The following is a 26,152-nucleotide window of genomic DNA, read 5'->3' on the forward strand; positions in this document are numbered from 1 at the left end:
AGCCCGATGGCAGCCCTACCGAAACAGAAGTCGTCGAAGATCGTCACCTTGTCCGTCGTCGGAGTGGTGTCCTTGATGGTGGTGGGGTTCTGCGCGGCACAGAACAACTATGAAGAGGTCGGCGCCGACTGCGTGGACCTCGACACGCGTAACCCCGACGGCTCCTACGTCGTGGTCGACGACGACTACTGCGAGGAGCGCCGCTACCACGGCTCCACCGGCGCCTACGGCTGGTACTACGCCGGCACCAGGCTCGGTACCCGGGTGGTCCAGGGCACCACCGTGCGCCCCTCGAACGCCCAGATCACCTCCCGGACCGGGTATGTCATCCAGCGTGGCGGATTCGGCGGCCGCGGCAGCAGCAGCGGCGGCTGAGGGTGCGCAGGCTCTCGTCGCGGTCGGTCACGGCCGGCGCCGTCACCGCGGTGTCCGCGCTCGTGCTCGCCTCCTGCGCGAGCCCGTCCGAGCCCACCTGGCGCCAGGCCGACCCCGCCCCCCAGGGCTACACCCCCTCCGAGCAGGTCGTCGAGGACTACGACGAATGGCTGGAGGAGGAAGAGGACGACGTGGTGGCGCACTGTGTGCGGCGTTCCAGCGAGGACGACGGCACCTACCTCGTCGTGCGCGACAAGCTGTGCGACGGCACCGGCAAACACCACGCCTACCTGTGGTACTACGGCGGCAAGCGGGTGAAGAACCTGGTCTCCAAGGGCTCCACCACCCGACCCCGCCATGTCACCGTGGTCACCAGAGGTGGCGACGAGGTCGGCCGCGGCGGCAAGATCTCCCGTGACGGGTTCGGCAACCGTACGACTGTGGGGTCCTGAGACAGATGCGGCGCGAGACCGGAACCCCCAGGCCCGGCTGGGAGAAGACCATCGAAGGCCACGGCCTGGCCTACCACCGCTCGGTGCACCCCGACCACCTGCACCGGCCCTACTGGGACGAGTCCGTCCACTACGTCTTCGGCATGGACGAGATCCTCACCCTGGAGGCCCAGGTCGAGGAGCTGCACCGGATGTGCCTGGCCGCGGTCGAGCACGTCATCGGCGCCGGGCGCTTCCGTGACTTCGCGCTGCCCGAGTGGACCTGGCAGGAGATCACCCATTCCTGGGAGCGCCGCGACCCGCACCTGTACGGCCGCTTCGACCTGCGCTACGACGGCGTGAACCCGCCCAAGCTGCTGGAGTACAACGCCGACACCCCGACCTCCCTGGTCGAGTCGAGCATCGTGCAGTGGTTCTGGCTGCAGGACGCCCACCCCGGCGACGACCAGTGGAACTCCCTGCACGAGCGGCTCATCGACCGCTGGCGCGAGCTGGCCCTGCCCACCGGGCCGACACACTTCGCCTGGACGAACATGGACGAGACCGGCGAGGAGGCGATGACCGTCGCCTACCTGCAGGAGACCGCCGACCAGGCCGGCCTCCGCACGATCGCGGTCGCCATGGAGGACATCGGCTGGGACCAGCTCAACCGCCGCTTCGTCGACATGGAACAGCGCGTCATCCGCTCCGCCTTCAAGCTCTACCCATGGGAGTGGATGCTCGCCGACCCCTTCGGCCAGCAGGCGGTACGGCACGCCGCCTCCACCACCTGGATCGAGCCGCTGTGGAAGACGCTGCTGTCGAACAAGGCGCTGCTGGCCGTCCTGTGGGAGATGTACCCCGGCCACCCGAATCTGCTGCCCGCCTACCTCGACGGCCCCCGCGACCTGACCTCCCACATCGCCAAGCCGCTGCTCGGCCGGGAAGGCGCGTCCATGCGCATCGTGACGCCCTCGCAGGACCTCAGCACCCCCGGCTCCTACGGCGCCGAAGGCTACGTCTACCAGGGCTTCGAGCCGCTCCCCGAGTTCGGCGGGCAGCGTCCCGTGCTAGGCGCCTGGATGGTCGCCGACGAGTCCGCGGGGCTCGGCATCAGGGAGACCTCAGGTTTGATCACGGACGACACCTCGTCGTTCGTCCCGCACCGCATCGAGATCTAGCGCCCAGGAGAGACCTGCCATGACCCCGGTTACCGCGACCGTCGCCGCCCCCCTCGCCGAGAACCTCGGCCGCGGCGCGCTGGCCATCGGCGCCTACGCGCTCCTCGGCGTGATCCTGCTCATCGTCGGCTTCTACGTGATCGACCTGGCCATCCCCGGCAAGCTCAGCGCGATCATCAAGACCGAGCGCAACCCCAACGCCACCCTGCTCACCACCTCCGGCATGATCGCGGTGGGGCTCATCGTGGCCGCCTCCATCTGGTCCTCGGGCGGCGCGCTGCACGAGGGGCTGCTCAGCACGGCGGTGTTCGGGCTGGTGGGCATCGCCGTACAGACCGTGGCCATGCTGGCCTTCGACCTGGTGGCCGGGGTGTCGGTGCGCGAGCTGGTGAAGGAGGCCGAGTTGCAGCCCGGCGCCCGCCTGCTGGCCGCGACGCACGTGACGATCGGCCTGATCACCGCCGTCGCCGTCATCTGACCTGCGGGCTCGGCACGCCCTCGGAGGTGGCACCCTAGAGGGCGTGAACGACCACGAGGATCGCACCCGCGAGGACACCACGCGGCGGCTCGAGCGCAACATGGGCACCCTGGGCACCGCGGCCATGGCCCGGATGGACGACCGGCTGCCCTGGTTCAGGGCGCTCAGCGCCGAGGACCGCTCCTGGGTGGGCCTGGTCGCCCAGGCCGGCATCGCCGCGTTCGTGGAGTGGTTCCAGCACGCGGGCGAGGGCCGGCCCACGCCCAGCATCGAGTTCTTCGGCACCGCGCCGCGCGAGCTCAAGCGCTCGATCTCGCTGCAGCAGACCGTCGACATCGTGCGCATCGTCGTCGAGGTCGTCGAGACGATGACCGACGAGCTGGCCGCGCCCGGCGGCGGCGACCAGCTCGAACAGGCCATGCTCCGCTACACCCGCGACGTCGCCTTCGCCGCCGCCCAGGTGTACGCCCGCGAGGCCGAGGCGCGCGGCGCCTGGGACGCCCGGCTGGAGGCGCTCATCGTCGACGCCCTCGTCCGCGGCGAGGTCGACGACGGCCTGCACTCGTGGGCGGCGGCGCTCGGCTGGACCTCCTCCCCCGTGGTCGTGATCGCCGGGCACGCGCCCGACGACGACCCGCGCGCGGTGATCGACGGACTGCGCGAGAAGGGCCGCCGCATCGGCATGGACCTGCTGGCCGGCGTCCAGGCCGACCGGCTGATCGTGATCGTCGGCGGCGCCGCCAGCGTGGAGGGCGCGGCCCGGCAGGTGGTCCCCCGCTTCGGGCCCGGCTCCATCGTCATCGGCCCCGAGGTGCCCGACCTGCACGCGGCGGCCCGCTCGGCCAGGGCGGCGATCGCCGGGCTCAAGGCCTCCTCGGGCTGGCCGGACGCGCCGCGCCCGGTGCACGCCGAGGATCTGCTCGCCGAGCGGGCGCTGGACGGCGACGAGGACGCCAGGGCGCAGCTCGTCGAGAACGTCTTCCAGCCGCTGACCGGCACCCCGCTGCTCGACACGCTGGCGACCTACCTGGAGCAGGGCACGTCGCTGGAGGCCACCGCCAGGCTGCTGTTCGTGCACCCGAACACGGTCCGCTACCGGCTCAAGAAGATCACCGAACTCACCGGGTACCAGCCGACGGAGGGCAGATCCGCCTTCACCTTGCAGGTCGGGCTGATCCTGGGCAGGCTGTCTGAGAGCGCCGTAACCTGGCGGGCTCTAACGTAACCCGCCCGAAACCCGTACTGTAGGAGTCCTACAAAGTACCCCGGACAAAGTTCGTGCAGATCTCTACCCCTGTAGTGAAGTTCCACAGGGCAAGGTGGATTTCGTGCTCGTACTCGTCGCTCCGGGCCAAGGCGCCCAGACTCCAGGATTCCTGTCCCCATGGCTTGAGCTACCCGGCCTGGCGGACCGGCTGTCCGCCTGGTCGGAGGTCGCCGGGCTCGACCTGATCGCCTACGGCACCACCGCCGACGCCGACGAGATCCGCGACACCGCCGTCGCCCAGCCCCTCCTCGTGGCCGCCTCCCTGGCCGCCGCCGAGGCGCTCGGCGCGACCCCTGACCTGCTGGCCGGCCACAGCGTCGGCGAACTGGCCGCGGCCGCCCTCGCCGGGGTGCTGACCCCCGAGCAGGCGCTCGGCCTGGTCCGCGAGCGCGGCCAGGCGATGGCCAAGGCCGCCGCGGTCACCCAGACCGGCATGACCGCCGTGCTGGGCGGCGCCGAGGACGAGGTGCTGGCCTCCCTCGACAAGCACGGCCTGACCCCCGCCAACGTCAACGGCGCCGGGCAGATCGTCGCGGCGGGCACGCTGGAGCAGCTCGCCGCCTTCAAGGAGGAGCCGCCGGCCCGCGCCAGGCTGATCCCGCTGTCCGTGGCGGGCGCCTTCCACACCGTGCACATGGCCCCGGCCGTGGAGCGGATGCGGCAGGCCGCCGCCGGGCTCACCCCCGCCGACCCGCACACCCGGCTGCTGTCCAACGCCGACGGCCAGGTCGTCGAGAGCGGCGCCGAGATCCTCGACCGGCTGGTCACCCAGGTGAGCAACCCCGTCCGGTGGGACTCGTGCATGGAGACCATGGCGGGGCTGGGCGTCACCGCGATGATCGAACTGCTGCCCGGTGGCACGCTGACCGGCCTGGCCAAGCGCGGCCTGCGCGGCGTGCGGACCGTCGCCCTCAAGACACCCGACGACCTCGACTCGGCCAGGGAGCTGCTCAAGTGAGGATCCCCGAAGCGGCGCCCGGCTCGAAGGTACTCGCCTTCGGCCACTACCAGCCCAGCGACGTCGTCACCAACGACGATCTCGCCAAGACGATCGCCACCAACGACGAGTGGATCCAGAGCCGGGTCGGCATCAAGGAGCGCAGGATCGCCCCGGCCGGCGAGTCCGAGGTCGACATGGCGATCCAGGCCGGCGGCAAGGCACTGGCCGCCAGCGGGCTCGCCGCCACCGACATCGACCTGGTCATCGTCGCCACCTGCACGCCCGAGTCGACCATCCCCAACGTGGCCGGCCGGGTCGCGCACCGCCTCGGCATCGGCGCGCCCGGTGCGTTCGACGTCAACGCCGCGTGCGCCGGCTTCTGCTACGCGCTGGCCGCGGCCGACTCCGCCGTCCGCTCGGGCTCGGCCCGCAACGTGCTGGTCGTCGGCACCGAGAAGCTCTCCCAGTGGATCGACTGGACCGACCGGGCGACCGCGGTGATCTTCGCCGACGGCGCCGGCGCGGCCGTCGTCAGCCGCTCCGAGACCCCGGCCATCGGCCCGGTGGTCTGGGGCAGCGCCGGCGACAAGTACGACGCGATCATCATCAAGGACCGCGACTCGTTCCTGCACCAGGAGGGCCAGACGGTCTTCCGCTGGGCCACCACCGCGCTGCACCCGGTGGCCAAGGAGGCCTGCGAGCGCGCCGGGGTGGACCCGTCGGAGCTGGCCGCCTTCGTCCCGCACCAGGCCAACCTGCGCATCATCGAGACCATCGCCCGTAAGCTGGGCGCCGAGCAGGCGGTCATCGCCCGCGACATCGTCCTGGCGGGCAACACCTCGGCGGCCTCCGTGCCGCTGGCCCTGTCGCGCATGATCGAGCGCGGCGAGGTGCAGTCAGGCGGGCTCGCCCTGCTGCTCGGCTTCGGGGCGGGGCTGACCTATGCGGGCCAAGTGATCGAGATTCCATAGGATCCGGTACGGCTTCGCCGTACCTCCAGAGTTTGTGCGGCGTGGCCGTGCAGAACCCAGAGTAAGAAACCTAAAGGAGAACCACCGACATGGCAGCCACCGAGCAGGAGATCCTCGAGGGCCTCGGCAAGATCGTCAACGAGATCACCGGTATCCCGGCCTCCGACGTCACCCCGGAGAAGAGCTTCGTGGACGACCTCGACATCGACTCCCTGTCGATGGTCGAGATCGCCGTGGCCGCCCAGGACGAGTTCGGCGTCGAGATTCCGGACGACCAGCTCAAGAACCTGAAGACGGTCAAGGACGTCCTCAGCTTCATCCAGGCCTGAACGAGTACCCCTGCTGATCGACAAGGAGCGTAAACAAGTGAGTGCAAACCGGGTACGTGTCGTCGTCACCGGGCTCGGCGCGACGACGCCCCTCGGTGGAGACGTCACCTCGACCTGGTCGGCGCTCCTCGCCGGTCAGTCTGGTGTTCGCACGCTCACCGAGGACTGGGTCGACGCCGTCCCCGTGAAGTTCGCGGGAACCGCGGCCGTCGACCCGGCCGAGGTGCTGCCCCGGCCCGAGGCCCGGCGCCTCGACCGGAGCGAGCAGTTCGCCCTGGTGGCCTCCCGTGAGGCCTGGCGGGACGCGGGCGCGCCCGACGTGGCGCCCGAGCGACTCGGCGTCGTGGTCTCCAGCGGCATCGGTGGCATCACCACCACGCTGTCGGCCTACGACACCTTCAAGGAGAAGGGCTGGAACCGGCTCTCGCCGTTCACCGTGCCCATGCTCATGCCCAACGGCCCCGCCGCCTGGATCGGTCTCGACCTGGGCGCCATGGCCGGCGTGCACGCCACCGTCTCCGCCTGCGCCTCCGGCGCCGAGGCGATCGGCTACGCGATGGACATGATCAGGTCGGGCCGGGCGGACGTGGTCGTCGCCGGTGGCACCGAGGCCGCCATCCACCCGCTCAACATCGCCGCCTTCGCGGCGGCGCGGGCCATGTCGACCCGCAACGACGACCCGCAGGGCGCCTCGCGCCCGTGGGACCGCGACCGTGACGGCTTCGTGCTCGGCGAGGGCGCCGGCATCGTCGTCCTGGAGTCCGAGGAGCACGCCCGCGCCCGCGGCGCCCGCGTGTACGGCTACGCGGCCGGTGTCGGCTACTCCGCCGACTCCCACCACATCACCCAGCCCGAACCCGAGGGCAGGGGCATCATCATGGCGATGACCATGGCGTTGACCGACTCGGGCGTCTCCGGCACCGACATCAGGCACATCAACGCGCACGGCACGTCGACCCCCGCGGGCGACGTGATCGAGGTGCAGTCGATCGCCAAGTCCATCGGCACCCACCCGCTCGTCACCTCGACCAAGTCCATGACCGGCCACCTGCTGGGCGGCGCCGGCGGCATCGAGTCGGTGTTCACGATCAAGGCGCTCCAGGAGCGCATCGTGCCCGCCACGATCAACCTGGCCAACCCTGACGACGGCATCGAGGTGGACCTCGTTCACGGCGAGTCCCGCAAGCTGCCCGAGGGCGACATCGCCGCGGTCAACAACTCGTTCGGGTTCGGTGGCCACAATGTGGCCGTCGTCTTCGCCACGCACTGAGGGAGCTCCAGATGACCGTGCTCGACAACGGGGTGGTGACGGCGTCCTCCGAACAGGACGCCGCCGATCCCCGCGACCCCGTCGTCCGCCTCTCCGCGATGCTCGACGAGGGCTCGCTGCGACTGATCACGCCCGAGGACAACAGCGGCGTGCTGGCCGCGATGGGCCGCGTCGAGGGCGTGCCCGTGGTCGCCTTCTGCAGCGACGCCCGCTTCCAGGGCGGCGCGATGGGCGGCGAGGGCTGCGAGCACATCGGCCACGCCTATGACGTCGCGGTGCGCGAGCGGGTTCCGGTCATCGGCGTCTGGCACTCCGGTGGCGCGCGGCTCGCCGAAGGCGTCGAGTCGCTGCACGCCGTCGGGCGCGTCTTCGCCGCCATGACCAAGGCGTCGGGCGTCGTCCCGCAGATCTCCGTGGTCGTCGGTCCCGCCGCCGGCGGCGCCGCCTACGGTCCCGCGCTCACCGATGTCGTCATCCTCGCCGACGAGGGCCGCATCTTCGTGACCGGCCCCGACGTCGTGCGCAGCGTCACCGGCGAGGACGTCACCAGCGCGGCGCTGGGCGGCCCCGAGCCGCACAGCAAGCGCAGCGGCGTCGTGCACATCGTCACCAAGACCGAGGCCGACGCGCTGCTGCGCGCCCGCCAGCTCGCGGTGCTGCTCGGCCACCAGGGCCGGGTGCGCGCCGACAGCGTCGGCGAGGTCGACTTCTCCTCCCTGCTGCCCGAGTCGGCCAGGCGTGCCTACGACGTCAAGCCGCTCGTCAACGGTCTGCTCGACGAGCCCGGCCTTGAGCTGCACCCGAAGTGGGCGCCCAACATCGTCACATCGCTCGGCCGCCTCGGGGGCCGGACGGTCGGTGTGATCGCCAACAACCCGATGCGGCTCGGCGGCTGCCTCGACGCCACGTCCGCCGAGAAAGCCGCCCGCTTCGTTCGTATGTGTGACGCTTTCGGCGTCCCTTTGGTTGTCCTGGTGGACGTGCCCGGATATCTCCCCGGTGTCGGGCAGGAGCACGACGGCGTGGTCAGGCGCGGCGCCAAGCTGCTGCACGCCTTCGCCGAGGCGTCCGTGCCGCGCGTCACGCTGGTCACCCGCAAGGCGTACGGCGGCGCCTACATCGCGATGAACTCCCGCTCGCTGGGCGCCACCAAGGTGTTCGCCTGGCCGACGACCGAGATCGCCGTCATGGGCGCGGTCGCCGCGGTGCGCGTCCTCAAGCGGCGCCAGCTGGCCGCCGCCCCCGAGGAGGAACGGGCCGAGCTGGAGGCGAAGCTGGCCGAGGAGCACCAGCTGCAGGCCGGTGGCCTGCAGCGGGCGCAGGAGCTGGGCGTGATCGACGAGGTCATCAAGCCCGAGGAGACGCGCGGCGCGATCGCCAAGGTGCTCGCCCAGGCCACCCCTGCCAGGGGGGCGCACGGCAACATCCCGCTGTAGAACGTGAACGAGAAGGTCCCCGCCTGGTGGCGGGGACCTTCTCGCGTTCCGGGGGCCGCTTCGGGAGGAGGAGCGGCCCCGGCCGTACGGGCGAAGGGGGTGCGGGCGGTCAGACGGCGGCGTGCAGCCAGCGGACGGGGGCGCCGTCGCCGGCGTAGCGGAACGGCTCCAACTCCTCGTCCCACGGGCGGCCGAGCATGCGGTCCAGCTCGTCCTCCAGCGCGCACCGCCCCTGCGCCGACATCAGCATGGCGGCCCGCAATCGGTCCTCGGGGATCAGGATGTCGCCCGCGGCGCCGGTGACGGCGGTGAAGGCGCCGAGCGTCGGCGTGTAGGCATGCCGGGACCCGTCGACGCCGGGCGAGGCGTCCTCGGTGATCTCGAATCGGATGCGTTGCCAGCCCATGAGAGAGGAGGCGATCGCCGCGGCGATGCCCGCGCGTCCTTCCCATTCGGCCTGCGCGCGCAGAACGCCGGGCGCGGCCGGTTGGGGGGTCCACGTCAGGTCTACGGGCACGCCAAGGACACCCGCGACTGCCCATTCGATATGAGGGCACAGCGCGGGCTGAGCCGAGTGGACGTAAAGCACGCCACGAGCAGACACCGGACCTCCCGTTTCGGTACGAGGTGCGCCTTCCCCAACGGCCTCGCCCCGGGATGATCACAAGTGACTAGGGAGAGACTACCGTCGGTTGCGACCTGACACCAGTGGGGGGCTATACCAAGATGTTGCGCCAGTGGCACGTGACACCCGTCCCGAGGCGGAAAGATACAGCGCCATGAACGCCCAAGCGGTCGGCGCCGCTCTCATCCGCCCAGGTCAGCTCCTTACCGATCGGAGCGCGGTGTCGGCTGTGGCGCAGTGGACGCAAGCGGTCGCCGAGGCGGACGGGGTCTGCCGGATCAGACTGACGCCTGGGGTGGATCCGTGCGAACTGGTGGTGCGGTTGCGCGAGGAGGGACACCGCGCCTCGCCCAACCACGTGCTCGTCGGGCAGCCGCTGTTCTTCGGCGGGCCCGCCTCACGGCCCTTCCCCGCCGAGCCGGAGGACTTCACGGCGCGCCCGGCGCGACACCCTGTGACCGTCGGCGTGCTCGACACCGGGATCGCGCCGCACCGCTGGTGGTCCGGCAGCGACTGGTACACCGCGCTCGGCAGGGAGTGCGCGGACCTGCCCGGCTCCCCCGGCGACGGGCGGCTCGGCGCGCAGGCCGGCCACGGCACGTTCGTCGCGGGGCTGATCCTGCGGGGCGCGCCCGAAGCCGCGCTGCGGGTGACGCGGGTGCTCGACAGCGACGGCATCGGAGACGAGGCCGGCGTCCTGCGCGCCCTGTACCGGCTGCGCGAGCGGGCGCCCCAGGTGCTCAACCTCTCCTTCGGCGGCCACACCTTCGACGACAAGCCCTCGCCGCTGCTGGCCGACGCGCTGGCCGGGCTGCCCGCCACGGTCACCGTCGCCTGCGCGGGCAACACCGGCGCCGACCGCCCGCTCTGGCCCGCCGCGCTGCCCGGCGTGATCGGGGTCGGCGCGCTCGACTCAGCGGGCGAGTCGCGGGCGCCGTTCTCGGCGTACGGGCCGTGGGTGGACGCCTGCGCCCCCGGCGAGTGGCTGACCAGCGCCTTCCTGGAGGTCGGCGACTTCGCCGGGTACGCCCGCTGGAGCGGCACCTCCTTCGCCGCCGCGCTCGTCACCGGAGCGATCGCCGAGGCGGCCCGCGAGCGGACCCCGGCCGAGGCCGCCGCTCACCTCCTCGAAGGGCCCGGAATCCGGCGCGTCGCAGGTCTGGGCGTCGTGGTGGCGGGGAAAAATCGTCGATCCGAGGACCTAGATCCTCCCCGGTAGATAGAGTTCACACTCAGTCCTCGACCGATTACGAGGAGGCAGAGTGGAAGATCCGCGCGGCGGGGCGGAGCTGCTTGTAGCCATGGCAGCAGGAGACCACTCGGCCTGGTGTGATCTCGAGGCGAGGTTCGGTCAGCAACTGTGGTCGGTCGCCCGCGCGTGCGGGCTCAACGAGGCCGATACCGCGGACGCCGTCCAAGGAACCTGGCTGCGATTGCTTGAGCACCTCTCCTGCATCAGGGAACCGGCGAGCATCGGCGCGTGGCTGTCCACCACCGTCCGGCGCGAAGCCATGCTCATCGCACGCAGGGGCGGTGCCGAGTCCGCACTCGACACCGCGTCGCACCCTTGTGAAGCGGATCCCGCGTCGGCCATCCTCGAAGCCGACGAGGGGCGCCTGCTCTGGCAGGCGATCTCCACCCTGCACGAACCATGCCGCACGCTCCTCCGACTGGTCGCCGGCGACACCGGCAACCAGCAACTAGCGGTACGGCTGGGCGTGCCCGCGGGCAGTGTCGGTCCTACCAAGGCCCGCTGTCTCGACAAGCTGCGCACCCTGATCTCTCTAGAGGAATTGGTGCCATGATCGACGACGAATATCTCCTAGCCGCCCTCCGCATCGCCTCCGGGCACGACCCGATACCCGCACATGTGTCGGCGACCGCCCGGGATCTCTATTCGCTACGACTGGCCCACGCCGTCACCGCCGCCCCCGTCCAGTGCGCCGCCACCCGCGGCGTCCGCGGGGCCGAGGGGCCGCGCGTGGTCCGCTTCGCCACCGACGACCTGCTCTTCGATCTGGAGGTGACGATCGGCGACGGGCTGATCGACCTGACCGGCCGGGTGTCCCCGTACCCCGGGCAGGACAGCACCGTCGACATCCGCACGCCCCACCTGACGGTGACCCGCATACCGGCCCCGGGCGGCCAGTTCGCGGCGACGGGTCTGCCGCCGGGCTGGTTCAGTGTGGTCTGCCACCGACCCGGCCACCGCCCGGTGGCCACCCGGTGGGTGCGCATCAGACCGTGACCTTCTCCCCCGCCTTCGGGCGGGGGACTCGACACCCGCTCCTGCGGCCGCCGTAGCCGGTGCCGATCAAACCCTCCGACAGAACCGGGAGCCCGACGTGCGGCACACAGCCACGTTTCCTTACCGCTCTGTAGGTGATCGGTGACCGATGTGGCCTGGAAGGAACTGGTGGGGGCCGCCGAGGCGGCCGTTCTCAGCTCGGGAATCGACCCAGGTCACGCGCTGGCCAGCGCCCGCGAGGTGCTGGCGGCGGCCGAGCGCATGGAGGCCGTCGAGCCCGCCGTGATCGCGCTGCGGGCGATGGCGCTGGCCTCCCGGGAGCTCGGTGACCTGCAGAACGCCGAATGTCACCTGCGCCGCGCGATCGCCACGACCGGTGCGCCCGCGGAGCGGCTGGCCCAGGCCAGGCTCTCGCTGGTGACGGTGCGCACCGAGCGCGGCCATCCGCTGCAGGCGCTGCGGGTGGCCGCGCTCGCCTGGTCCTACCTGTCGCCGCTCGACCGCGCCAAACTCGACACCCAGCGGGCCGTCGCCCTGGCTCACCTCGGGCGGCACCAGGAGGCGATCGCCTGCTGCGACCGGGCCTTAGCCGTACTCGCCGATGCTCCCGGCACCGTCGACGACCTGCGCTTCCTGGCCGGGGGCCTGCTCAACCGCGGGCTCGTGCACGCCTACCGGGGCCGCTGGGACGCCGCGACCCGCGACATCGGCGGCTGCCTCGACGTGGCCCAGCGCGCCGGCCTGGCCCACCTGGCCAGGCTCGCCGCCGCCAACCTGCCCTTCCTCGCGGTACGGCAAGGCGACATCCCCCGAGCCTTCGCCCACTACCGGGCCTCCGAGGACACGCTGTTCGGGTTCCCCGAGCGGCTGGCCACGATGCGCGCCGACTTCGCGGGCGCCCTGCTGGCCGCCCATCTGCCGGGCGAGGCGCGGGCGCTGCTGCGGCTGGCCATTCCCGACCTTGAGGCGTCGGGGGCCCGGGTGGCGCTGGCCGAGGCGCGGCTGAAGCTGGCCCAGGTGGAGTTGCTGGCCGGGGACGCCCGGCAGGCCGTATCCGTGGCCGAGCAGGCCAAGGCCGAGCTGGCCTCGCAGGATCGCGCCTCCTGGGTGCCGCTGGCCGCCGAGGTCGTGCTGCGGGCCCGGCTGGTGCTCGAACCGGCCCGGGCGGAGCTGCTGGCGGAGTTCCTCGCCTGCGTGCGGGAGTTGGAGGATCACGGGCATCATGCCGGGTCCGCGGCGCTGCGGCTGGCGGCGGCCGAGGTGGCGCTCACCCTCGGCGACGAGGACGCCGCCCTGGCCGAGCTCGACCGCATCAACGCGAACGAGCCCGCCGAGCCCGGCCCCGGCGCGGCACCCGCGCCGGAGCCCGAACCCGCCCCTGACTCCGGCGAGGGAGTCTCGGGCCGTCACCTGGCCTTCGCGTACGGGGCCGGGGGCGGGTCGCTGGTGCTGACCCGGCTGGCCTCCCGGCAGCAGGCCGCGTACCTGCAGCCCGGCGCGCGCGACGACGGCGTCCCGGCGGTCGTCAGCCGGCACGCGGCGGCGTTGCAGGCCGCGCTGCGCGGCGACACGGCGGCCGCGTACCGGGCGGTGCTCGACGGGCTGGCGAACGTGGGCGCGCGGGCCGGGACGCTGGAGGACCCCTCGCACAAGGCGCACGCGGTCCGGGCGGGCGAGCGGCTGGCCGACCTCGGCCTCGACCTCGCCGTCAAGGGCGGGGAGCCCGAGGAGGTGTTCGCCTGGGCGGAACGCTGGCGGGCCGTCGCCGCGACCGGCGCCCCGGCGGCCCCCTCACTCGACGCCGTCCGAACGGCTCTCGCCGGAACCGTGCTGATCGAGTTCATCCGGCACGGCGACGACCTGCTCGCCGTCCTCATCTCCCGGGACCGCGTCCTGCTGCGCCGCCTCTGCGCGGCGACCACGGCGGCCGAGGCCGTCATGATGCTCAGGTACGGCCTGCGCCGCGCCATCCTCGGCGACTGCGCCACGCTTTCCCGGCCCCACGAACCCACCCCGGTCACCGCCGAGGGGGCGCAGTTGGAAGAGCTGCTGCTTGGCCCGTTCAAGGCGGAGCTCGCCGGCCACCCGCTGGTCGTCGTCCCCACCGGAGCGCTGCACACCCTCCCCTGGTCGGCTCTGCCCTCCCTGCACGCCCGCCCGGTGAGCGTCGCCCCCAGCACGGCCGCCTGGCTCGCCGCCCAGTCGCCGGAACCCGCCGTCCAGGCTGTGGCCGGTTCCCGGGGCGGTCCGCTGGTGGTGGCCGCGGCGGGACCCGGGCTTGAGTACGCGGAGGCCGAGGTCGAGCGGGTGCTCAGGTGTCATGGGCGGGCGGAGCGGGTGGCGGCGCGTACGGGCGAGGTGCTCGACGCGCTGGACCGGGCGGACGTGCTGCACCTGGCCACCCACGGTGTGTTCCACTCCCGGAGCCCGCTGCTGTCGGCCATCACGCTCGACGACGGCCCGCTGATGGCCTACGACCTGCTGACCCTGCGCCGGCCGCCGCGGCTCGTCGTGCTGTCGGCGTGTGACAGCGGGATGGCGCACGTCCCCGCCGAGGGCGCGCCGCTCGGGCTCGCCGGTACGTTCCTGGCGCGGGGTGTGGCCTGTGTCGTCGCGGGCCTGGTGCCGGTGGACGACGAGGAGGCCGTGAAGGTGATGACGCTGTTCCACGAACTCCTCGCCGGTGGCGCCTCACCGGCTGCGGCCCTGGCCACGGCCACCGCCCGGACCGGCACCCTCGGCTTCGCCTGCTTCGGCGCGGGCAACCAGCCCCTGGCGAGACCGGCAACCGGCCAACCGGTCAGCCCGTGGCGACCGGGCGGGTCGGGTCGGTGAGCCAGTGGGACCAGGAGCCGACGTAGAGGGCGGCGGGGATGCCGGCCAGTTCCAGGGCCAGGACCTCGTGGGCGGCGGTGACGCCTGAGCCGCAGTAGGCGCCGACCTCGACGCCCTCGCGGGCGCCCAGGCCGGTGAACCGGGAGCGGAGTGACGCGGAGGTGAGGAATCGGCCGTCGGGGCCGACGTTCGCCGCCGTGGGGGCGTTGACCGCGCCGGGGACGTGCCCGGCGACCGGGTCGATCGGCTCCACCTCGCCCCGGTAGCGTTCGGCGGCGCGGGCGTCGAGGAGCAGGCCGGTCTTCGCCAACGAGCCGGCCTCGTCGGCGGTGAGGATCGGCATCCCGCCGGGCCTGGCCGTGAAGTCGCCGCGCGGAGGCTGTTCCGTCTCCCGCGTGACCGACAGCCCCGCCTCGGTCCAGGCGCGGAACCCACCGTCGAGAACGCGGACGTCGGAGTGGCCGAAGTAGCGCAGCGTCCACCAGGCCCGCGCGGCGGCCGTGGAGTCGGCGTCGTCGTACACGGCGACCATCCGCCCGGCGCGCACGCCCAGCCGCCGCATCGCCTCCTCGAACGACTCGGCGGACGGCAGTGGGTGGCGCCCGCCGCTGCCGGGCGGCGCGGCCAGGTCGGCGTCGAGGTCGCAGAAGGCTGCCCCGGGGATGTGCCCCTCGGCGTACAGCGAGGCTCCGGTCGGCCCGCCCGCCGACGCCGTGAGCCGGAAGCGTACGTCGAGGACGGTGACCTCGCCCGCGTCTGCGAGGTCGGCGGCGGTGATCAGCGGGCTCATCGGGTGCTTACCTCCAGAAGTGGTACATGCTGCTCGATCGGCGTGAGCGAGCCGTGGTAGCCGGTGAAGAGCGCCTCGATCGGGTGACTCGCCGCGGTGATGATCGCACAGTCGGCGTACGGCACCGCCACCACGTCCCCGATCCTGCCCAGCCACCGCTGCCGCACCACGGGCCCGAACCAGCCGGACTCGACGGCCTCCTGCCGGGAGACCACCCACGCCTTGCCGGACAGCGTCTCACGCCAGGCGGCCAGGGTGTCGGCGGCGCCACCGTCGACGGTGTACACGTGCCGGGCCCTGGCGTCACCGCCGAGCATCGCGACGCCTTCCACCAGGGCCGGAACGGTCTCGGCGTCGATCTTCTCGGTCACGTTGATCATGCCGTGGTCGGCGGTGACGTACAGCGCGGAGCCCGGCGGCAGCGTCTCGGCCAGGCGCTCGGCCATCCGGTCGACGATGGCGAGCTGGTCGAGCCACTCCTCGCTGCCCCAGCCGGTCATGTGCCCGGCGGCGTCGAGGTCGCCGTAGTAAACGGTGACGTGCGCGCGCGGTTCCGCCATGGCCGCCTTGACCCCCGCGACCCTGGCGTCCACCGTGTCGGCGGGGACGTAGGAGACGCCGCGGTAGACGGCGTCGGTCAGACCGGTGCCCTCGAAGGCGGCGGGCGCGACGTAGGTGGAGGCGACGCCGTCGGCGTACGCCTGCTGGTAGACGGTGGTGGCGGGCTGCCAGGTGGCCGGGTCCATCGGTTCGACGCCTCTGGGCAGGGTCCAGCGCAGGCAGTTCAACAGGTGGCCGGTGCCGGGCACGGCCAGCAGCATGCCGAGCATCCCGTGGTCGCCCGGCGGGACCCCGGTGCCGAGCGAGCACAGGCTGGTGACCGTCGTGGCGGGGAATCCGGCGGTCAGCACCCTGCTGGTCAGGCCGGACAGGAAGGGCGCGCGGTCGGCGTGGGCGCGCAGCAGCTCGGCGCCGAGCCCGTCCACCAGGAACAGGCAGACCCGGCGGGCGGGTTCGAGGCCGAGCACGTTGCCGTCGCCGACGCCGAGCGCGCCCAGCAGGGAGCGGGGCAGGTCGGCGAGTGACGAACCACCGTAGGCGGGAATCGTGGGGGTCGGTTCCATGCCTTGAGTATGCGCCGTGTCAGGTGGCGGCGAGAGCGGTGGCCTCCGACAGCGCCTTGGCGAAGGCGAGGACGTGGGTGACGGCTTCGGGACCGTCGGCCGCCTCGCTGACCCGCAGGGACAGGTCGTCGGCGGTGATCGCGCCGGTGTAGCCGTGGTCGGCCTCGCAGTTCTCGTCTCCGCAGGTGGCCGGTTCCAGGTCGACGTGGGAGATGGCGCCCCAGCCGATGGTGAGGGTCACCTCGGTGGGCGGCACGCCCGGGGAGTAGGAGGCGGGGTCGGGCACCACGCGGGTGACGGCGACGGACTGCACGCGGCTCAGCCGCACGGCCTCGGTGGTGGTCGAGGCGTGAGCGGAGGAGACCCCCTCGACGGGGGGATGCTCGTCGGTGTGGCAGACCAGCAGGCGGGAGGTGGACAGCACGAGCACGGTGACGTGCCTGCGCACCTCCATGGCGGGGTCGAACGTGGCCTCGTGGTGCACCACGAAGGCGGTCACCGCCTCCTTGCCCAGCGCGGATTCGACCGCATCGGTGACGAGGTCGGGGTAGTAGCCGCTGCGCTCGATCGCTTCGCGCAGGCCCGCGGCTGAGACTCGGGTTTCCCTCATGGGTCCATCCTGCCAGCCTCCCGCCTGTGGCTCATACGGCTGCCGTATAACGGGATATATCAATCTATAAAGCGATTAAAAATGACATTTCCGACTTTGGGCGAGTTGCTAATGGCATTTGGGGAATTCGGAATTCAGCTGAGGCGGCGGGGGCCGCCGTCGCGGCGGGGCACGACAGGGCTGTGGAGTACGGCGTGGGCGCCGAGCACGATCACTCCCGACTCCCCCACCAGCACCTGATCCAGGTCGAGGCGGGCCACCTCCGGCAGGTCGTGCGCCAGCCGCCCCACCCGGACCAGCAGGTCCTCCAGAGCGTCCACCGCGACGGGCGGGTAGCCGTACTCGCCGAACAGCAGGGGGGCCGCGCGCACCGAGCGGACCAGCCCGGCCGCGTCCTCGCCGGTGAGGGGCGCCAGACGGTAGCCCTGGTCGCGCAGGAGCCGCGCGGTGACCTCGCCGAGCCCGAAGGAGACGACGGGCCCGAAGGCCGGGTCCTCCACGACGCCGACCACGGTCGGCACCGCGGGCTGCGGCGCCATGCGCTGGACCGCCAGCACGGCGTCGTCGCCGAGCAGGGCGGTGAACTCGGCGTAGGCGTGGCGCACGCTGTCGGGGGCGCCCAGCCCGAGGCGTACCGTGCCGGCGCGCCGGGACGCCTCCGGGTCGGCCACCTTGAGCACGACCGGCCAGCCGAGCCGCTCGGCGGCGGCCACCGCCTCGTCCGGCGAGGAGACCGTCTCGGACGGCCACACCTGGACGCCGTAGCGGGCGAGCAGCTCGGCCGCCTCGACCTTCCCGGACTCGACCAGCTCGCGGGCGCCCGCCGTGTCGACGTCCTCCAGCGGCGGGGGCGGGGCGGCGGGCTGGTCGCGCCAGGCGGCGTAGCGCACCACGTGCGCGAGCGCCCTGACCGCCTCCTCGGGCGCGGCGTAGGAGGGCACGGACCCGCGCGGCGGTGTGACGCCCCCACCGGCGCTCAGCTCGCTCAGCATGCCGAGATGCCCCTGGAAGGTGGCGAGCACGGGCTTGCCCGTCTCCTCCGACACCCGGACCAGCTCGGCGGCCACCTCGTCGGCCCGGCCGGGAATGGGCGGCATGTAGATCACCACGGCGGCGTCCACGTCGGGCGAGGCGAGCACGCCGGCGAGCGCCGTGCCGAACTCGGCGGCGCCCGCGGCCGGGCCGAGGTTCACCGGCGGGCGGGGTTCCAGCTCCGCACTGACGCACGCGTCCACCGCGAGCAGGCCGAGCGCGTCGGAGTTGGTGACCAGGCCGACCCGCGGTCCCGCGGGCAGCGGCTGGTAGGCCAGCAGTTGGCCGACGTCGAAGAGCTGGATGAGGTCGTCCACGCGGATCACGCCCGCCTGCGCGAACAGCGAGCTGAGCGCGGTGTCGGGCAGGCGCAGCGCCGAGGCGGAGTGGCCGATCGGCACGCCCTGGGTGGTGCCGCCGCTCTTGACCACCACGATGGGCTTGTGGCGCGAGATGCGCCGGGCCAGGCGGGTGAACTTGCGCGGGTTTCCGAGGGACTCCAGGTAGAGCAGGATCACCTCGGTCGCCGGATCCTCCTCCCAGTACTGCAGCAGGTCGTTGCCGGACACGTCGGCCCGGTTGCCCGCCGACACGAACGAGGAGATGCCCATCCCGCGCTGGGCCACCCGCTGCAGCAGGGCGGTGCCGAGCGCGCCCGACTGGCTGAAGAAGCCGACCCGGCCGCGCCCGGGGACGGTCGCCGCGAGCGTGGCGTTGAGCCGTACGGCGGGGTCGGTGTTGGCGATGCCGAGGCAGTTGGGGCCGACCACGCGCAGGCCGTACGCGCGGGCGAGGCTGGCCAGCTCGTCCTGCCTGGCCCGGCCGGCGGGGCCGGTCTCGCCGAAGCCGGAGGAGACGACGACCAGGCCGCGCACCCCCTTCTCCGCGCACTCCTTGACCACGCCGAGCACGCTGTCGGCGGGCACCGCGACCACCGCGAGGTCCACCTCGCCGTCGATGGCGGTCACGCTCGGATAGGCGCGCACCCCCGCCACCGCCCGCACCTCGCGGTGCACGGGGTAGACGGGGCCGGTGAAGTCGGCGGCCAGCAGGTTGCGCAGCACGGTCTGGCCGACGCCGCCGGGCTCGCGGGAGGCGCCGATGACCGCGACCGAGCCGGGCGTGAGCAGGCGGGCGATCGAGCGGGCCTCGGCGCGGTGCTCGCGGGCGGTCGTGACGTCCTGGGCGGTCTCGGTGGGCGTGAGGTCGAGGGTCATCCGGACGACGCCGTCGGCGAACCGGCTCTGCGCGGTGTAGCCGGCTTGGCGCAGCACGGCCATCATCTTCATGTTCGCGGGCAGCACGTCGGCGACGAAGCGCTCGATGCCGCGCTCGCGGGCGGTGGCCGCCAGGTGTTCGAGCAGGATGGAGGCGACGCCCCGGCCCTGGTGGGCGTCCTCGACGAGGAAGGCGACCTCGGCCTCGCCGGGCTCGATCCGGTCGTAGCGGATCACCGCCACCATCTCGGCGCCGATGGTGGCGATCAGCGCGACCCTGTCGACGTAGTCGACGTTGGTGAAGCGGTCGACCTCCTTGTCCGACAGCCTCGGGTGCGGGCCGAAGAACCGGAAGTAGATCGTCTCGGCGGAAAGGCGGGAGTAGAAGGAGCGCATCCGGTCGGCGTCGGCCGGCCGGATCGGGCGTACGTGCGCGGTGCCGCCGTCGGTCAGGACGACGTCGGCCTCCCAGTGGGCCGGATACTGAGCCTCCACAGTCCCGAGGGTAGACCCGCATCCCATATGCCAAGACATCGCGCGCCCTTTGGGCAACGCTTGTGCATCGACTGCGGCCCGGTGTCCGGTGTATGCCCCACGAGCAGGCCGGAAGCTGTTAGTTTTCTCGGCGTCAGGCTCGTACGGGAGCGCATGACCGAAGGCAGCAAGGTGGTGACATCATGACGCGGGTGGTCGTGGTGGGCGATCTCATGACCGACGCGGTCGCGCGCGCCCGCTATGCACTCGCCAGGGCGAGCGACACCCCGGCCGTCGTGACGATGCACGGCGGCGGGTCCGGAGCCAACATCGCCTCTTGGCTGGCCGTGGAGGGCGCCGAGGTGGCGTTCATCGGCCGCCGGGGCGCCGACATCACCGGCCGCAACCGCGACATGGAACTGATGGGGTACGGCGTGGACGCCCGCCTCGTCATGGATCCCGAGCGGCCCACCGGCACCTGCGTGGTGCTCGTCACGCACAAGGGCGAGCGCACCATGCTCTCCGACCCGGGCGCCAACGCCGCCCTGTCCCCCGAGGACCTGCCCCGCGACCTGTTCGCCGGCGGCACCCACCTGCACCTGTCGGGCTACACCCTGATCAACGAGGGTTCGCGCGAGGCCGGGCTGGCCGCGCTGGAGATGGCCCGCAGGACCGGCATGTCCATCTCGGTCGACTGCTCCTCCTCCGCCCCCCTGGAGCGCACCGGCGCCGAGCCGTTCCTGGAGTGGACCAACGGCGCCAAGCTGCTGTTCGCCAACGGCGACCAGGCCAAGGTGCTGACCGGCCGCGACGACCCCGAGGCCGCAGCCAAGGTGCTCACCGCCTGGTTCCCGCAGGTCGTCATCAAGCTCAACACCGAGGGCGCGCTGTGGTACACGAACGGCCGCCCGGAGCCGGTCCGCGTGCCGGCCGAGACGGTCGAGCGGGTCGTCGACGGCACCGGCGCGGGTGACGCGTTCACCGCGGGCTTCCTGCCCGCCTGGCTGGAGAACAAGCCACCGGCCGAGTCGCTGGCCTCGGGCTGCCATCTGGCCGCCAAGGCCATCTCCCACCTCGGCGCCAGGCCGCGCCTCTAGCGGCGAGCAGGCGTGCGTCCGCTGCGGCCCGGCGATCCGCGGGCGGTCGGCGCCTACCGGCTGACGGGGTTCGTCGGCGAGGGCAGCGTCTATCTCGGCAGGGGCTCTTCGGCCTCGCCACGGCCCCGCCGCCCCTCTTACCCACCCCGCCCCTCGACGTGCGGCACGACCAGGTCATGGCCCCTTCCCCAGTGCGGCGGCGCGGCCTGCTCCTGCCGGCGGGCGCGGTCGCCGTGGCGGCCGTGGTGGGCGCTGCAGATCCTGCCCGCCGTCTGGCAGCGCAGCGTGCTGCTGCGCGCCAAGACGGCCACGAACGTCCAGGTCAGCGACGCCTACCAGAACTACGACCTGCTCAACATGGGCGTGCGCTAGCTGGTGGTGGCGAGCGCCAGCGGCAGGACGGCGGGAGCTCCGGCGTGGCGCACCAGCGCGGCGCCCAGCGTCATCGTCCAGCCGGTGTCCACCCGGTCGTCGACGAGCAGGACCGGACCGCCCGCCTGGGCGATCGCGGCGGCCACGTCGGTGGGCATGGCGAGCGTCGCCCTGATCGCCTGGACCCGCTTGGCGCTGTTGAACTGCTTGCCCGGCGTGCCCGCCCGGTAGCCGAGCTCGCCCAGGTAGGTGAGCCTGCCCACCTGCGCCAGCCGCTCGGCGAAGCCGCGTACCAGCAGGGGCCGTGAGGCCGAGGGCACGCTGACCACGCCGACGGGCCGCTCGCGCCAGTCCCAGGCGGCCAGCACCTGGATGACCGCCTTGAACATGTCGTCGGCCATCGGCCCGTCGGCACCGTTGAACAGCTCGCGCAGCCGGTTGCCCCAGCCGATGTCGGTCAGCCGGCCGAGCGCCCGGCCCGGCTCCGCGCCCAGCTCGGGCTTGATCCGGCCGGACAGGTCGGCCAGCCCGGTGGGCCACTGCCTGCGCGCCTCCAGCTCGACGCCGGGCCTGGCGAGCCGTTCGCGGGCGGTGCGCACGGCCCCTTCGGCGATGTCGGGCGAGCGGTGCCGTCCCGTGCAGTTGTCGCAGCGCCCGCACGGCTTCGCGGTGTCGTCGTCGAGGCGCCTGCGCAGGTACTCCTCCCGGCAGTCGGTCGTCGTCAGGTAGCCGATCATGGCCTCCTGCTCGGCCCGGCGTTCGCCCGCGATGCGGGTGTAGCGCTCGGCGTCGTAGTCCCACGGCTCGCCGGTCGCCTCCCAGCCGCCCTTGACCCTGCGCACCGCGCCGTCCACGTCCAGGACCTTGAGCATCATCTCCAGCCTGCTGCGGCTCAGGTCGACGCGGCTCTCCAGCGCGGGCGTGGACAGCACGCCACCCTCGGCCAGCGCCTGCAGCGTGGCCCGCACGACCGGCTCGGGCGGGAAGGCCAGCGAGGTGAAGTAGGCCCAGATGTCGCGGTCCTCGACGCCCGGCAGCAGGATGACCTCGGCCCGCTCCACCCCGCGCCCGGCCCGGCCGACCTGCTGGTAGTAGGCGACGGGCGACTGCGGCGCGCCGACGTGGATGACGAAGCCCAGGTCGGGCTTGTCGAAGCCCATGCCGAGCGCGCTCGTCGCCACCAGCGCCTTGATCTTGTTGTTGAGCAGCGCCTCCTCGGCGGCCAGCCGCTCGGCCGGATCCGTTTGCCCGGAGTAGGCGGCCACCTCGTGGCCCTGCTCGCGCAGGTAGGAGGCGATCTCGCCGGCGGCGGCGACGGTCAGCGTGTAGACGATGCCGGAGCCCGGCAGCTCGTTCAGGGTCTGCGCCAGCCAGGCCAGGCGCTGCTCGGCGGTCGGCAGCCGGACCACGCTCAGGTGCAGGCTGTCGCGCTCCAGCGCGCCGCGCAGGACGAGGGTCTCCTCGCCCATCTGCTCGGCCACGTCGCGGGTCACCCTGGCGTTGGCGGTGGCGGTGGTCGCCAGCACGGGCACGCCCGGCGGCAGCTCCTCGAACATGGTGCGCAGCCTGCGGTAGTCGGGCCTGAAGTCGTGGCCCCAGTCGGAGATGCAGTGCGCCTCGTCGACCACCACCAGCCCGGCGCTCTCGGCGAGCTCGGGCAGCACATTGTCGCGGAAGTCCGGGTTGTTGAGCCGCTCCGGGCTGACCAGCAGCACGTCGACCATCCCGGCCGCGACCTGCCCGTAGACCTCCTCCCACGACTCCGGGTTGGCCGAGTTGACGGTGACCGCCCGGATCCCGGCCCGCTCGGCGGCGGCGATCTGGTTGCGCATCAGCGCCAGCAGCGGCGAGACGATGACCGTCGGCCCCTCGCCGAGCTCGCGCAGCAGCGCGGTGGCCACGAAGTAGACCGCCGACTTGCCCCAGCCGGTGCGCTGCACCACGAGCACCCTGCGCCGCTCGACCACCAGGGCCTGGATGGCGGCCCACTGGTCCTCGCGCAGCCGGGCGTGGTCTCCGGCCAGTGCCCGCAGGCGTTCCTCGGCCTCTTCGCGCAACGCCGCTACATCTTCAAACATGTGCTCCTTGTTACCAGGCTTCTGCGACGAAATCCTCCCAACGGGCGGCGATCTTCCGGCCGGGCGGTCGGTCGCCCGGCCGGAAGCCCGGTCTCAGCCGAAGATGGGCAGCAGGCGGCGCAGCTCAACCTCGTCGGCCTGCCTGCCGTACTCGGCCAGTTGGAAGGTCTCCGCGTGGTGGACGGTGGCCGCGTGCTCGGCGCCGTAGGAGCGGGTCAGGGCCGGGCGCGTCTGTTCGGTGGCGAGCAGGAAGTCCGCCCAGTGCGTGCGGACGAAGTCGCGGCCGGCCGCCATGTCGCCCTGGGCGGGGGCCTGGTCAAGGAAGCCGCGCTGCCAGGGCGCGTACTCCAGGAACTGGGAGGCGTGCGCCAGGCAGGCGTCCAGCTTGGCGTCGAGGACCGGGTCCACGTCCACGGCCAGGTCGGGCCGGTGGAAGGGGGTGGAGGCGTAGTCGGTCATGACCAGGCAGACCGGCTGGCGTTCCAGTGGCGGCGGGCCCGCCTCGACGTTGCGCGTGGTGGCGAAGGCGACCGCGTGCTCGACCAGGCGGCCGGCCGCGCGGTTGTCCGGATGCCCGGGACCGTCGGCGTGCAGCGCGATCACCAGGTCGGCCCGCCACGCGCGGATCGCCGCCAGCACCCGCAGCCGCAGCTCGACCGTGGGTTCGAGCAGGCCGTCGTGGACGTCGAAGATGGAGTAGTCGACCACGCCGAGCGCGTCGGCCGCCCGCCAAGCCTCCTCGGCCCTGCGGCGGGCCAGCGGCGCGCGCTCCATCTCGTGGTGTCCGGCGTCGCCGTTGGTGAGCGTCAGGAACTTCACCGCGTGCCCGGCGCGGGCCAGCAACGCGGCGGTGCCGCCCGCGTAGATCTCGGGCTCGTCGGGATGAGCGGCGATCACCAGGGTTCGCAACATGTGTCTCAGGTTTCCTTCAGGGAGTTGTCTCGCCGGTACGGCCTGCCGTACCGGCTTGGAAGACCCGCTCACGGGCCAGGTCGAGGGCGTGGCGCACGGCGCCGTCGAGCACCGCGTTGCCGTCTCCGGCGCCGCAGGCGACGGGCACGGGCGCCAGCGAGGTGGCGGCGAGGTGCTCGGCGACCAGCGCGCGCAGCGGCTCGCCCGCGGCGGCGCAGAGCGGGCCGCCGAGCACCACCAGGCCGGGGTCGAGCACGCCGACCGCGGCGATCACGCCGAGCGCGACGCGGGCGGCGACGTCGGCCAGGAAGTCCGGATGGGCCGCGGCGCCGCACAGCGTCTCGGCGACGGCGGCCAGGGTGGGTTCGGTGGTCAGGCCGTGCGCCGCGGCGAGGTCGGCGAGGGGCCCGGCGCCGAGCAGGGCGCCGAGGGGGCCGCCGCCGGGGCCGTAGACGCGGCCGCGGCCGACGGGGTCGGGCACGACGACGGAGCCGATCTCGCCGCCGCGACCGGTGGCGCCGCGCCACAGCCTGCCGTCGAGCACGGCTCCCGCGCCGACGCCGCCGCCCAGCCAGAACAGCACGAAGGTGGACTGCTCGCGGAGGGCGAGTTCCTGGATGGTGACGAGGTTGACGTCGTTCTCCAGGCGGACGCGTTCGGGGCCGAGCCGCTCGCGCAGGCCGGTGAGGTCGTCGAGGTGGGACCAGCCGGACAGCTGGACGGCCTGGCGCAGCCGCTCGCCGCCGGGGTCGACGACGCCGGGGACGCCGACGACGATCTGGTCCAGGTCGTCGAGGTCGACCCCGGCGTCCCGGGCGGCGGCGCCGAGCGCGCCGGCCAGGAACTCGGCGGCGTCCCGTCCCTCGTCCGGCGCCTGCGCGCGGTAGGGGCCGACGACCGCGCCGGTCAGGTCCGCGACGGCGATCTCCACGGAACGCGCGGTGAGGTCCACGCCGGCCACCCGGGCGGCGGTTCCCTCCAGCACCCATACCTGCGCGGCGGGGCCGGCGGGGCCGGGCCGGTGGCCGCCCTTCCTGGCCAGCCTGCCCTTCTCCAGCCGGCGCAGCACCTCGGCGGCGGACGCCTTGGACAGGCCGGTGTGTGTCTCCAGCTCGGCCCGGGTGAGGGAGCCGTGGCGGAGCAGGAGCTCAAGGGCGGCGCGCTCGTTCAGGGTGCGCAGGACCGTGGGGTTTCCCGTTCTCATCTGCGTGATCCTTGCCTATTTCACGGCGCCCGAGGTGAGCCCGGACTGGATGTGCCGCTGGAAGAGGATGTAGGCGAGCACGACGGGGATGACGGTCATGCTGAGGGCGGCGAACAGGCCCGGCCAGTCGGCCTCGTACCCGGCGATGGTGGAGATGTCGGCGATGCCCTGGGTGATGACCCACTTGTCCTTGTCGCCGGCCACCAGCACCAGGGGCAGGAGGTACTGGTTCCACTGGCCGAGCACGTTGAAGATGGTCAGGCTGATCAGGCCGGGCTTCGCCATGGGCAGCATGACCTGGAAGAACGTCCGGGTGTGCGAGGCGCCGTCGATCATCGCGGCCTCGGCCACCGCGGTGGGCAGCGACCTGAAGAACGAGGTGAGGAAGAAGACCGTGAACGGCAGCGAGTAGGCGATGTACACCAGGACCAGGCCGGTGTGCGTGTTCAGCAGGCCGACCCGTTCGACGACGAAGAACAGCGGCACCAGGGCGAGGAACACGGGGAAGGCCATGCCGGAGACGAACAGGTAGTAGATGATCCTGTTGCCGAAGAACTTGTAGCGGGCCAGTACGTAGGCGGCCATCGAGCTGAGCAGCATGGTGCCCGCGACGCCGAAGAAGACCACGATGACGGTGTTGAGCAGGTATCTGCCGATGTTGGCCCGGTCCCAGGCCCGTACCCAGTTGTCGAAGCGCAGTTCGGCGGGCAGTTGCAGGGCGTCGCCGAAGATCTCGGCGTTGCTCTTGAAGGAGGCCAGCAGGGTCCAGATCAGCGGGGCGATGATGAGCAGCGCCCAGACGGCCAGCACGACCTGGGCCAGGCCGCCGGACAGGCGGGTGGAATTCCTGGGCATG

At 72.6% G+C, this 26,152-nt stretch carries 25 protein-coding genes; 16 read left to right on the top strand and 9 right to left on the bottom strand.

Going from position 1 to position 26,152, the window contains the following annotated elements:
- Positions 1 to 6 precede the first annotated feature (6 nt).
- From ABZ911_RS31625 to ABZ911_RS31670, 10 genes are all read left to right on the top strand, one after another.
- Complete coding sequence (locus ABZ911_RS31625; RefSeq protein WP_358064122.1) at positions 7 to 375, top strand: hypothetical protein; 369 nt, start codon at positions 7 to 9, stop codon at positions 373 to 375.
- A gap of 2 nt (positions 376 to 377) precedes the next feature.
- On the top strand, positions 378 to 827 hold the full coding sequence (locus ABZ911_RS31630; RefSeq protein WP_358064124.1) for a hypothetical protein: 450 nt from the start codon (positions 378 to 380) through the stop codon (positions 825 to 827).
- A gap of 5 nt (positions 828 to 832) precedes the next feature.
- Positions 833 to 1,987, top strand: coding sequence for a glutathionylspermidine synthase family protein (locus ABZ911_RS31635; RefSeq protein WP_358064127.1), 1,155 nt, complete (start codon positions 833 to 835; stop codon positions 1,985 to 1,987).
- 19 nt (positions 1,988 to 2,006) lie between these two features.
- Positions 2,007 to 2,465, top strand: a complete 459-nt coding sequence (locus tag ABZ911_RS31640) for a DUF350 domain-containing protein (protein ID WP_358064130.1) — start codon at positions 2,007 to 2,009, stop codon at positions 2,463 to 2,465.
- Positions 2,466 to 2,565: 100 nt separating this feature from the next.
- Positions 2,566 to 3,690 carry a helix-turn-helix domain-containing protein gene (locus tag ABZ911_RS31645; protein ID WP_358064344.1) on the top strand — a complete coding sequence of 375 codons (1,125 nt, stop codon included), beginning with the start codon at positions 2,566 to 2,568 and terminating at the stop codon, positions 3,688 to 3,690.
- A 103-nt stretch (positions 3,691 to 3,793) separates the two neighbouring features.
- Complete coding sequence (locus ABZ911_RS31650) at positions 3,794 to 4,690, top strand: ACP S-malonyltransferase (RefSeq protein WP_358064133.1); 897 nt, start codon at positions 3,794 to 3,796, stop codon at positions 4,688 to 4,690.
- Positions 4,687 to 5,643, top strand: coding sequence for a beta-ketoacyl-ACP synthase III (locus ABZ911_RS31655; protein WP_358064136.1), 957 nt, complete (start codon positions 4,687 to 4,689; stop codon positions 5,641 to 5,643). The genes ABZ911_RS31650 and ABZ911_RS31655 overlap by 4 nt, the downstream gene beginning before the upstream one ends.
- Positions 5,644 to 5,732: 89 nt before the next feature.
- The gene (locus ABZ911_RS31660; RefSeq protein WP_358064138.1) at positions 5,733 to 5,972 is read left to right on the top strand and encodes an acyl carrier protein; all 240 of its coding nucleotides are present in this window, start codon (positions 5,733 to 5,735) and stop codon (positions 5,970 to 5,972) included.
- A 37-nt stretch (positions 5,973 to 6,009) separates the two neighbouring features.
- A complete protein-coding gene (gene fabF, locus ABZ911_RS31665; RefSeq protein WP_358064141.1) occupies positions 6,010 to 7,242 on the top strand; it encodes a beta-ketoacyl-ACP synthase II in 1,233 nt (410 codons plus the stop codon).
- An 11-nt stretch (positions 7,243 to 7,253) separates the two neighbouring features.
- Complete coding sequence (locus tag ABZ911_RS31670; protein ID WP_358064144.1) at positions 7,254 to 8,678, top strand: carboxyl transferase domain-containing protein; 1,425 nt, start codon at positions 7,254 to 7,256, stop codon at positions 8,676 to 8,678.
- Between the two features lie 109 nt (positions 8,679 to 8,787).
- Here ABZ911_RS31670 and ABZ911_RS31675 read toward each other — a convergent pair whose 3' ends face one another.
- Complete coding sequence (locus ABZ911_RS31675) at positions 8,788 to 9,282, bottom strand: DUF3145 domain-containing protein (RefSeq protein WP_358064146.1); 495 nt, start codon at positions 9,280 to 9,282, stop codon at positions 8,788 to 8,790.
- A 175-nt stretch (positions 9,283 to 9,457) separates the two neighbouring features.
- Between ABZ911_RS31675 and ABZ911_RS31680 the strand changes: the two genes are divergently transcribed.
- The 4 genes from ABZ911_RS31680 (at position 9,458) to ABZ911_RS31695 (ending at position 14,386) form a co-directional block, all read left to right on the top strand.
- Entirely contained in the window at positions 9,458 to 10,522 is a 1,065-nt protein-coding gene (locus ABZ911_RS31680) for a S8/S53 family peptidase (protein ID WP_358064149.1), read from the top strand.
- 43 nt (positions 10,523 to 10,565) lie between these two features.
- A complete protein-coding gene (locus ABZ911_RS31685) occupies positions 10,566 to 11,108 on the top strand; it encodes a sigma-70 family RNA polymerase sigma factor (protein ID WP_358064152.1) in 543 nt (180 codons plus the stop codon).
- On the top strand, positions 11,105 to 11,551 hold the full coding sequence (locus ABZ911_RS31690; RefSeq protein WP_358064155.1) for a hypothetical protein: 447 nt from the start codon (positions 11,105 to 11,107) through the stop codon (positions 11,549 to 11,551). Before ABZ911_RS31685 ends, ABZ911_RS31690 begins: the two co-directional genes overlap by 4 nt.
- Positions 11,552 to 11,692: 141 nt before the next feature.
- Positions 11,693 to 14,386: a CHAT domain-containing tetratricopeptide repeat protein gene (locus ABZ911_RS31695; protein ID WP_358064158.1), complete on the top strand. Its 2,694-nt coding sequence runs from the start codon at positions 11,693 to 11,695 to the stop codon at positions 14,384 to 14,386.
- Here the strand turns inward: ABZ911_RS31695 and ABZ911_RS31700 are convergent.
- The 4 genes from ABZ911_RS31700 to ABZ911_RS31715 all read right to left on the bottom strand — a co-directional run bounded on the left by ABZ911_RS31700 (position 14,352) and on the right by ABZ911_RS31715 (position 19,681).
- Positions 14,352 to 15,176 (bottom strand): sulfurtransferase, encoded by an 825-nt coding sequence (locus tag ABZ911_RS31700; RefSeq protein ID WP_358064161.1) that lies wholly within the window; start codon positions 15,174 to 15,176, stop codon positions 14,352 to 14,354. The genes ABZ911_RS31695 and ABZ911_RS31700 overlap by 35 nt on opposite strands.
- Positions 15,173 to 16,300, bottom strand: coding sequence for a nucleotide pyrophosphatase/phosphodiesterase family protein (locus ABZ911_RS31705; RefSeq protein WP_358064163.1), 1,128 nt, complete (start codon positions 16,298 to 16,300; stop codon positions 15,173 to 15,175). Before ABZ911_RS31705 ends, ABZ911_RS31700 begins: the two co-directional genes overlap by 4 nt.
- Positions 16,301 to 16,319: 19 nt before the next feature.
- The gene (locus ABZ911_RS31710; protein WP_358064166.1) at positions 16,320 to 16,910 is read right to left on the bottom strand and encodes a DUF5998 family protein; all 591 of its coding nucleotides are present in this window, start codon (positions 16,908 to 16,910) and stop codon (positions 16,320 to 16,322) included.
- Positions 16,911 to 17,044: 134 nt separating this feature from the next.
- A complete protein-coding gene (locus tag ABZ911_RS31715; RefSeq protein ID WP_358064169.1) occupies positions 17,045 to 19,681 on the bottom strand; it encodes a GNAT family N-acetyltransferase in 2,637 nt (878 codons plus the stop codon).
- 155 nt (positions 19,682 to 19,836) lie between these two features.
- Here ABZ911_RS31715 and ABZ911_RS31720 point away from each other — a divergent pair, with 155 nt between their 5' ends.
- Positions 19,837 to 20,730, top strand: a complete 894-nt coding sequence (locus tag ABZ911_RS31720) for a sugar kinase (protein ID WP_358064172.1) — start codon at positions 19,837 to 19,839, stop codon at positions 20,728 to 20,730.
- 12 nt (positions 20,731 to 20,742) lie between these two features.
- Complete coding sequence (locus ABZ911_RS31725; RefSeq protein WP_358064175.1) at positions 20,743 to 21,102, top strand: hypothetical protein; 360 nt, start codon at positions 20,743 to 20,745, stop codon at positions 21,100 to 21,102.
- Here the strand turns inward: ABZ911_RS31725 and ABZ911_RS31730 are convergent.
- From ABZ911_RS31730 to ABZ911_RS31745, 4 genes are all read right to left on the bottom strand, one after another.
- On the bottom strand, positions 21,099 to 23,180 hold the full coding sequence (locus ABZ911_RS31730) for a RecQ family ATP-dependent DNA helicase (RefSeq protein ID WP_358064178.1): 2,082 nt from the start codon (positions 23,178 to 23,180) through the stop codon (positions 21,099 to 21,101). The two genes, ABZ911_RS31725 and ABZ911_RS31730, sit on opposite strands and share 4 nt — an antisense overlap.
- A 93-nt stretch (positions 23,181 to 23,273) precedes the next feature.
- Complete coding sequence (locus tag ABZ911_RS31735) at positions 23,274 to 24,092, bottom strand: PIG-L family deacetylase (protein ID WP_358064181.1); 819 nt, start codon at positions 24,090 to 24,092, stop codon at positions 23,274 to 23,276.
- Between the two features lie 16 nt (positions 24,093 to 24,108).
- A complete protein-coding gene (locus tag ABZ911_RS31740) occupies positions 24,109 to 25,296 on the bottom strand; it encodes an ROK family protein (RefSeq protein WP_358064184.1) in 1,188 nt (395 codons plus the stop codon).
- Positions 25,297 to 25,311: 15 nt separating this feature from the next.
- Positions 25,312 to 26,151 carry a carbohydrate ABC transporter permease gene (locus ABZ911_RS31745; RefSeq protein ID WP_358064187.1) on the bottom strand — a complete coding sequence of 280 codons (840 nt, stop codon included), beginning with the start codon at positions 26,149 to 26,151 and terminating at the stop codon, positions 25,312 to 25,314.
- Position 26,152: the final 1 nt, after the last annotated feature.

Source organism: Nonomuraea sp. NPDC046570, assembly GCF_040645915.1.
Lineage (GTDB): Bacteria > Actinomycetota > Actinomycetes > Streptosporangiales > Streptosporangiaceae > Nonomuraea.